Here is a 7,897-nt window from a genome sequence, read left to right as displayed (position 1 = left end):
CTCCGCGTTGCGCCGGCTCGTCTCCAGCACGCCGTCCGAGTAGCCCTGGGCCCGGGTGCCGATGACTTCGCGCACCATCTGCTCCGTCGTCTTTCCCTCCACCACGCCCTGGCGCACCACCCGGCCCATGCGGTCCAGGTCGGTAGGCGCGAGGGACTCGGCCCAGTCCTTCAGCACGTGCCCCTCGAAGGGCCGGGAGAAGGCGGCCGCGTGCAGCACCTCCGCGGTGGGCGTCGCCACGGAGAGCTCGGCGATGAGCGTCTCCTGGAGGACGGCCACCTGCCACCGCGCCTCGTGCGTGGCGAAGAGGCCCAGCTCCTCCGTCAGCAGGCCCATGGCGGTGCCATAGGCCTCGGCGCGCACGGCGCCCACCCGGGACAGCGTCTCCTCCAGGCGCCGCGTCACAGCGGGCCCCGCGTCGTACCCGCCCACCGCTTCAATGCGCGCCAGGCGCTTCGTCAGCTCGGCCTCCAGGTCCTCCTCGGACTCGTTGAGCACCTCCACCACGCGCCGGACGAGGCCCGCCTTGTACCGCTCCACCTGCACCGCGTGGGAGATGGAGCGCTCCAGCAGCTCCTCGTTCATCGTGGGCCCGGTGCTCACCGCGTCCCCCCGCGCGGGCGGCGTTGCCGCTCCACCCGCTCCATGGCCAGGAGGGCGTACCCGGCGATGTCCCGCCACGGGGACTCGCCCAGCGCGTCCCGGTCCGTCGCCACCCGGAAGAGCTTGTCCACCACGCGCACCACGGCCAGGGCATCGTCGAGCTTCGCCCGGGGGATGCCGTCCGGGTACAGCAGGCCCAGCACCTGGCCTGCCTTGCCGAAGGCGTCGCCGTAGGCGCGCTGCTTCTCCGTCACCATGCGGCCCAGCGCCGCGCCGAGCCCCGCGTAGTCCGTGACCACGGGCGCCCGACAACCCCTATGCGCCCTCGGAGAGGATTTGCCGGAATGAGGGACTGCGGAGGCACGGGAGGGCATGCGCTCAAGGCTGGCCCACGCCGAGGACGCCGTCCGGCGGCAACCCCAGTCAGGTTGCCGTCCAGCCTCGAATCCCGGAGAATAGCATTAGCCCGGTCGTCCCCTCGCTCGCACACCTTCACGACAGGATGTCGGCCATGAAGGGTTTGAAGCTGTTGCTGCTGGCGTGTGCCATGGGAGTCGCGATGGGATGTGGAAGTGCACCTCCCGAAGAGGCCACTCAGGACACGATGACGAGTGCCACCTCGGAGCTGGCGGAGTGCCAGCACGGCGTAAGCTGTGAGGTAATAGCGAGCACACAATGCGTTGAACCAGAGTGGATTCCCTGCTGCTGGAACAGCACAACGTCAGGCGTGTGCACCTGTCCCAGAAAAGGGCTTCGCCCTCACTGTTCTGTGAAGGAGTGGCCACCCGAAGAGGAACTCGGGGACTGACGCCGCCATTGTCACCAGACGTTGCGCGTAGCACTCGAACCCCGGAGGCTGGCATCACCACAGCCCTCCTCCGCCCTCACACGTCCACGACAAGGAACTCACCATGAAAAGATTGAACACAGAGGCGTTGGCATGTGCGATTGTGCTTGCAACAGGTTGCGGTGGCGCAGCAGACATCGGAACAAACACAGAAGAGGAGCCGGCGACGGCCGCGGTGGCGGTTTCAGGGGAATCCAAACCATCGTCAACCAACTTTGACTGCGCGGCATATCCAAACTGTCGAGACCTCCACGGGACATCCTGCGGAGGCGTTCAACAGAGTCAGCTCTGTTGCCTGCCCCCAAGCAGCTTGGTCGTTTGCTGGTGCACTCAATGGCAGTTGGATTGCCGCTCGACCTCGTAGGCGAGAACCGAACGCCTGGGTCCGCTCATGGCCGAGCAGCCCTCCACCGCGCGAAGAAGGCGCACAGCCCCGCGCGGTCCAGCTCCACGGCGCCAGCCTCGAGCGCGGCCGTGCGGCGCGGGGGCGTCAGGTCGTAGTGGGGCTTGCTCGCCGCCGGCGGGGCCTGGAACCACTCGCGCTTCAGGCCGACACGGGCCGCGAAGGCGTGCAACTCCGCCTCGCCGCCCGGGTCGCAGAGGAGGTGGCACCAGCGGTGCCCGTGGCGCGCGCCGGCCCGGCGGGTGGCTACGTCCGCCGGGGGCGGGTGCGGCACGAGTTGGTCGACGTAGACGCTCACGCATCACCGCCGCGCATGCACTGGCACTCGGTGGCGTCCGTCCAGGAGGGGCACCTGTCCCGCTCGACGTGCCAACGGGCGCCGGACAGGAGCAGGAGGAACTCGCTCATGTGCCGGGTGAAGAGGACCTGCCCCACGCCCACGAGGTGCCCAGGAGGGAGGAACGGAGACTCGCGGACCTCGACGCCCACGAGGGCGCTGGTGTCGAGCTTCACGCGGCACCCGCCTTCCCCGCCCAGGTGAGGACGTGCTTCAGCGCCAGGTACGCCGCCGCGCCGTACTCGTCCGCGCGCAGCTCCTCCCGCCACGCGTTGCGCCGCGAGCGCAGCTGCTTGCCCGAGACGTGTCCCACCTCGTGGCCGAGGATGTAGGCGAGGTGGAGCGGGTCGACGTGCGGCGCGGCCCAGTAGTGGATGACGGACACCCCCGGCCTGCGCCCCGCGAACGCCCAGGCGCCCATGTCGAGGATGCCCTGCCGCATGTCCGCCCACTCGACGACGTCACGCGGGCGCAGCCCCAACAGGTGGCGGCGACTTCCCAGGTGGCACTGACGGCACGTCATCTGGGACATCCATTGCCAGAGCCAGTTGCCCAGACATCGTCTAGCGTTTGCCTCTGGACACCTCTGAGTCAGGACAGAACCACACCAACAGAACAGTCCCATCGACCTCCTTGTCTAGGCTCATCTTCCAAGTTAGCGTTTAGGCATGCCGACACCCACACTCAATCCGCCCACGGAGACGAGCGAAGCCCCTCCTGTACAAGATTTCAAGGGCAACCAAGTCGCAACCAAGGACCCCATCACAGAGAAACCCTCTCCCTCTCCAAACAGTCCACCCTCACGAGAGGACCTAGAGGCGGCGATCCTCAAGATGGGACCAGACGCATGGCTAGAGCTCGCTGGCACTGTCTGGGCACAGACTCACGAAGCCCCAACTCTTGTTATTTGGCTCCGGGACTCGGACATCATTCTTCGCGAGACTGCCGAAGAGGTCTTTAAGGCCCTGCAAGGACTCACCACCCCAGTCCCCAAGCTTTGGGTCATTCTCAATTCGCTAGGCGGCTCTCTCGATGGCGCCTACCACATCGCTCGCCACCTCCAGAGAACCGCGCAGAGAGTCTACGTCGTCATTCCGCGAATGGCCAAGAGCGCCGCAACGCTGATTACACTGGGTTGCCACGAAGTAATAATGCATCCAATGGCTGAGCTTGGTCCCATAGACACCCAGATCGACATAGTCCGCGACGACGTAGTTAAAACACTATCGACGCTTGACGCCCTAAAGTCACTTGAATACCTGAGCGAATACGCGATCACAAATTTCGTCAACGTAACAACCGGCCTCCGCGGAAACAACAAGCGATTGACGACCAGAGCCGCAAGCTCAATCGCCGCATCAGTAACACGAGGACTTGTTGACCCTCTGTTTGCGCAGATAAACCCGATTCAACTGGGAGAAGTCTTCCGTGCGCTTGACCTTTCGCGGGAGTACGGCAAGCGTTTGGTGCAGGTTTCGTACCCCCACCTATCGTCCGACCAGCAAACAGCGCTCGTGAAGACCCTTGCAGAGAGCTACCCAGCGCATGGGTTCGTGATTGACTTGAAAGAGGCCGAGTCACTCAGCCTTAACGTTCGTGCAACGAATCCCCAAGAGAGGGGAATAGTTGACGCAGGTGTGAACTTTGGTGCTGGAAAGGCGCGTTCCGTGAAACTCTACGTCCCTGCCCCAGAGCAACCCGCACAGAAGGCCGAGGGGACTTGAGCACCCACTACGGTGCGTGCGTATACTCGATGCCATGTTGATCAAACGAGAGAGTTCCCAGCTGGAACCAGCGCCTCTCCACGTTGATTTGACCGTTGCGGAGGTGTCCCGGTACCAAGCGGTCCGCGACATGGTGCGCTCGCTCTATTCGAGCCCTTTGACGAAACTGGAGATCTCCAGGAGTCGCAGAGATGACGTAAGCACAGCGGCCGGCCTATCCCTTCCTGAGGGTCAATTCCATTGTGGCAGCGACGACTCGGGTGACAGCTAGCACTCCAGCAGAATAACGCAATGCATCATTGCGCCTGTACGAACGGATGCGGCGCGCTTTCCGGTGCGGGCCCCCGTCCGATGTTCGCCCCTCCACGTCCCCCTTCATCGCTCACGCCCCACGGGGACATACATTCACGTATCGCCTCCGACATGGGCGGCAGACTCGCCATCCACCGGCGGCTCCGAGCCGGCCTCCTGGGCGCCCTGGCCGGGCCGCGGCGGCTGTGGCACGTCCAGCGGCTGGCGTCCCACGGTGCCCAGCCTGGGCCCCTCCTCCGCGAGGAAGTCCGCGTCCAGCTCCTCGTCGAAGTCCGCGGAGAGGGTGCCCCGGCGCTGCAGCTCCTTCAGGAAGGCCCGGCGGGAGATGTCGCCCGCCGCGCGCGTCTTGAAGAGCACCTCCAGCCCCTGCGCGTCCCCCTCCTCCACGCCGAAGTCCGTGTGCACGGACACCTTCAGCTTGTCGTCCGGCACCTCCACGCCCATCCATCGGGCCGCGAAGTGGAAGGCCAGCTCCAGCGCGTCGCCGAAGGTGCGCGCCATGGCCCCGAGCTTCGAGTAGCTCTGCCCAGCGTTGATGGACTTCTCGGTGGCCGTGGTGTTGCTCTTCCGGCGGACGAGCAGTTCCACGCTGAGGGCCGCCATCTGGTCCTCCAGCCGCTCGAGGTCCTTCGCGCCCGCCTCGATGGCCGCGCCGGCGTGCTCCACGTAGTAGAACTTCCCTTGGGGGTTGCTGGTGGTGAGCAGCGAGTGTGGGCCGATGGCGATGCCGCCGCGCCCACCGGCCTTCCCGAGGAACTCCCTGTCCTCCGAGTCCAGCCCTTCGAGCTCGGCGCCCCCGCCCCGCGGCGACTCGTCCGTCACGCCCGAGGCCGCCAGAATCGGGAAGCGGGTGATGGTGAGGATGTTCCGCTGGTCGCTGGAGGACTGCCAGTGCTCCAGGTTCTTCTCCGCCAGGGAGAGCAGCGGCGGGCGGATGAGCATGAAGCCCTTGGGCTTGCCCGCGTACCAGGTGACGAGTGGGATGACGCCCAGCGTGTTCACCCCGCCGTCCACCGGGGCCCATGCGCCATTCCCGTCCTTCTCGTACACCGCCCACGCATCCCGCTCGAGCACGCGGACGCGCTCCACCGAGACTTCCTCGAAGCCAGACACCCGCGTCACCGTGTCGCGGATGCGAATGTGCGTCAGCACCTGGGCGCCGCCTTCCACCGTGGCGTAGGCCGCAAGGAGGGAGTCCGCGGGCACGTGGACGAAGTACGGGCGCACGCCGGCCTCCTCCTCGTCCGCGCGCGTCTGCACCTGCGTCCTGTCCACCGTGGGGTACTCGACGAGGACGTGCACCAGCCCGTTGGCCAGCCCGTCCGCGAAGGCGTTGCGCGCCCACGTCGTCACGTCGTTGCCCTGCTTGTCCACGTCGTCCACCAGGGCGTGAAGCTCCTCAGAGGCGGAGTCGGCCAGCGTCACCGGCTTGGTGAAGGGCATCTCCGACAGAGTGCCCAGGGCAGACTCGAAGTAGTTGAAGAGGAAGCTGCGCTGGAGGCGCTCCCGGTACGCCTCCTCGGACTCGCGCGCGTGCTGCGGCAGGTACAGCGTCCCCGCGGCACGCATGGCCTCCGTGCCACCCAGCAGGGCCCTCACCAGCGCCCAGTGCGGCTTCATGGCCTTGTACGCGCTGCTCTCGTTGCTCACGTCGGACGTCATGGGAGGGCCCTCTCTGCATGGCCGGGACGGCGAAGGTGGACGTACTGCCAGTTGCGGAGCGCCAGGCGGGCGAGGCGCCGGGACGTCGGGTCCGCGAGGTGTGGGAAGAAGCGCAGCACCAGCCAGGCGGAGTCGCGCCGGGCCACGCGCGGCAGGCCTCGCCCGCGCAGGCGCCAGGAGGTGCCAGGCCGGCGGCGGGCGGCAACCGGGGGCGTGGCCCTCATCACCCGGACACCACCCGGAAGGGCCCGCGGACGCCCGCGCTGAAGCGCTCCGCCGCGCGCAACGCCATCCGCACCCGGGCCTCGGGCTTGAGGTGTCGGGCCGCGAAGAGGGCCCCGCGCGCGGCCTCGCTGCCACACCCCACGGCGTCGAAGCCGTCTCGGGACTCCGCCACCTGGTAGTCGGACGCGACGCGGAAGAGGTGCCCTGCCACTCCGACGAGGAAGGTGCCGCCCAGTTCCTGCTCGCTCTGCTTCGCCGCCCAGCCCTTGTCCTTCAGCGCAGCGCGCACCGCGTCCACGAAGTCCACCACCATGTACCGGCCCAGCGCCCCGGGCCGCTTCGGCAGGGGCGGCGGGCTGAAGGCGTGCCGCAGCACCTGCCCCATGCGGAAGGAGGAGGTGAAGCCGACGAGGAAGGGGCCGGTGGAGAACACCTTCGCGTCGGCGCGGACGGTGAGCTCGTACCCGGCAACGCCCGCGCTGTCCCCGCCCAGGTACACGCGCCCCCGCGCCACCACCCCAGCAATACACGTCACGGTGCCACCTCGGGAGTCATGCGGCGGAAAGAGGACTCGCCGCCCACCACGGTGAAGACGGAGGCCACGGGGGACGCCATGTCAGCCGGGCCCGCCAGCAGAAGGTGCAGCACTTCGGGCCGCGCCGTCGTCAGTGCTCCCCGAATGGAGGCCACGTCCGTCGCGGACAGCACCGCGGGACCACCCGGGTGGGTGTGCCAGTCGCCCAGGTAGTGCAGCCTGGGGTGGACGCGCGCCACCAGCCGGTTGTCCCGTGCCCGGTCCGCCTCGAAGCCCAGGCGGCTGCGGAGCGCGCGCCGTCCCGGGCCCGTCAGCGCCAGCACGTGGGCCTCGCCGTCCACCACCTGCCCCAGCAGCAGTCCGCCCGTCTCCAGCGGGGCACGCACGCGGGCCAGGCGCTGGGCCTTCGCCAGCACAGCGCGCCGCACCCAGACGCGGTACGGGCCGGACACGTACAGGACGGCACCTGGTGCCGGCGCAGTGGCGCACGTGGCGCTCATCGGTAGCTCCCGACGCGCATGGAGTGCGTTGACGTGTCGAGCATCAGTTCCGTCAGCGCCCACACCGCGGCGTCCATTCGGTTGGGGCTCCAGGTGGACTCCCCGGGCACCCACGTCGTCATCTCGTCCTCGAGCGCGGGCAGCCGGCCCACGTGGTGCACCTTCCCGCGCTCGTACAGGGCGGCCACCGGCTCCGCGCGCTTCGCCTTGCCGCGCGAGGCCGTCACCACCTTCACATTCACGGGCCGGCGCATCTCCTTCGCCTTGCTGCGAATGGTGGTCTCCACCATGTCGCCGCCGAAGTTCTTCTCGCCTACCACCACGTCGGCGCACTCCTTCTCGTAGACGGCCAGCGCCTTGGTGGCCCAGGCCTCCGCGGACATCTTCTTGGAGTCGTCGCGCCAGACGTAGGCGTGCCCATCGCTGGCCCGGCCTGCGCAGACAAGGCCCACCTCGTCGTTGGAGGGGCCGTCGCCACCTGCGGGGTCTATCGCCACCGCCACGCGCACCATGGGCAGCGGCTTGCCCTCGGCGTCCTTCGGCAGCTCCGAGACGCGGCGCTCGTCCAGCAACTCCTGCGTCCACAGCGCGCCCACCGCTGCCGCCTTGAAGGCCTCCTCCACCGTCGCCGGGTACTCGCGCCGGAAGTCCGCCACACCCTTCTCGAAGGCCGACACCTTCGAGCGGCGCCACGCCAACTGCCCGTCGTCCAGGGCGTAGCCATGCACCTGCTGGCACAGCTCCGCGTA

General features: G+C 67.9%; 9 protein-coding genes and 1 pseudogene. 1 reads left to right on the top strand and 9 read right to left on the bottom strand.

Going from position 1 to position 7,897, the window contains the following annotated elements; all coding sequences use genetic code 11:
* The 5 genes from K8625_RS43220 to K8625_RS43200 all read right to left on the bottom strand — a co-directional run.
* A partial coding sequence (locus tag K8625_RS43220) for a hypothetical protein (protein ID WP_223786056.1) occupies positions 1 to 603 on the bottom strand: 603 nt, incomplete at its 3' end.
* Positions 600 to 902 carry a hypothetical protein gene (locus K8625_RS43215; protein ID WP_223786055.1) on the bottom strand — a complete coding sequence of 101 codons (303 nt, stop codon included), beginning with the start codon at positions 900 to 902 and terminating at the stop codon, positions 600 to 602. The genes K8625_RS43215 and K8625_RS43220, both read right to left, overlap by 4 nt.
* Before the next feature lie 937 nt (positions 903 to 1,839).
* The gene (locus tag K8625_RS43210) at positions 1,840 to 2,151 is read right to left on the bottom strand and encodes a DUF4031 domain-containing protein (protein ID WP_223786054.1); all 312 of its coding nucleotides are present in this window, start codon (positions 2,149 to 2,151) and stop codon (positions 1,840 to 1,842) included.
* A complete protein-coding gene (locus tag K8625_RS43205) occupies positions 2,148 to 2,366 on the bottom strand; it encodes a hypothetical protein (protein ID WP_223786053.1) in 219 nt (72 codons plus the stop codon). Before K8625_RS43205 ends, K8625_RS43210 begins: the two co-directional genes overlap by 4 nt.
* Positions 2,363 to 2,713, bottom strand: coding sequence for a hypothetical protein (locus tag K8625_RS43200; RefSeq protein ID WP_223786052.1), 351 nt, complete (start codon positions 2,711 to 2,713; stop codon positions 2,363 to 2,365). The genes K8625_RS43205 and K8625_RS43200 overlap by 4 nt, the downstream gene beginning before the upstream one ends.
* Before the next feature lie 145 nt (positions 2,714 to 2,858).
* Here K8625_RS43200 and K8625_RS43195 point away from each other — a divergent pair, with 145 nt between their 5' ends.
* Positions 2,859 to 3,914, top strand: coding sequence for a hypothetical protein (locus K8625_RS43195; protein WP_223786051.1), 1,056 nt, complete (start codon positions 2,859 to 2,861; stop codon positions 3,912 to 3,914).
* Positions 3,915 to 4,319: 405 nt separating this feature from the next.
* Here K8625_RS43195 and K8625_RS43190 read toward each other — a convergent pair whose 3' ends face one another.
* The 4 genes and pseudogenes from K8625_RS43190 to K8625_RS43175 form a co-directional block, all read right to left on the bottom strand.
* Positions 4,320 to 5,888, bottom strand: a complete 1,569-nt coding sequence (locus tag K8625_RS43190) for a DUF4055 domain-containing protein (protein WP_223786050.1) — start codon at positions 5,886 to 5,888, stop codon at positions 4,320 to 4,322.
* A 223-nt stretch (positions 5,889 to 6,111) separates the two neighbouring features.
* A complete protein-coding gene (locus K8625_RS43185; RefSeq protein ID WP_223786049.1) occupies positions 6,112 to 6,648 on the bottom strand; it encodes a hypothetical protein in 537 nt (178 codons plus the stop codon).
* Positions 6,645 to 7,148 (bottom strand): Mov34/MPN/PAD-1 family protein, encoded by a 504-nt coding sequence (locus K8625_RS43180; RefSeq protein ID WP_223786048.1) that lies wholly within the window; start codon positions 7,146 to 7,148, stop codon positions 6,645 to 6,647. The genes K8625_RS43185 and K8625_RS43180 overlap by 4 nt, the downstream gene beginning before the upstream one ends.
* Positions 7,145 to 7,897: pseudogene (locus K8625_RS43175) on the bottom strand (hypothetical protein); the annotation flags it as partial. The gene K8625_RS43180 and the pseudogene K8625_RS43175, both read right to left, overlap by 4 nt.

Source organism: Myxococcus sp. AS-1-15, assembly GCF_020037055.1.
In the GTDB taxonomy this organism is placed as follows: domain Bacteria; phylum Myxococcota; class Myxococcia; order Myxococcales; family Myxococcaceae; genus Myxococcus; species Myxococcus fulvus.
Note: the sequence above shows the minus strand (reverse complement) of the source record. Positions and strands in the feature narration are given on the sequence as shown.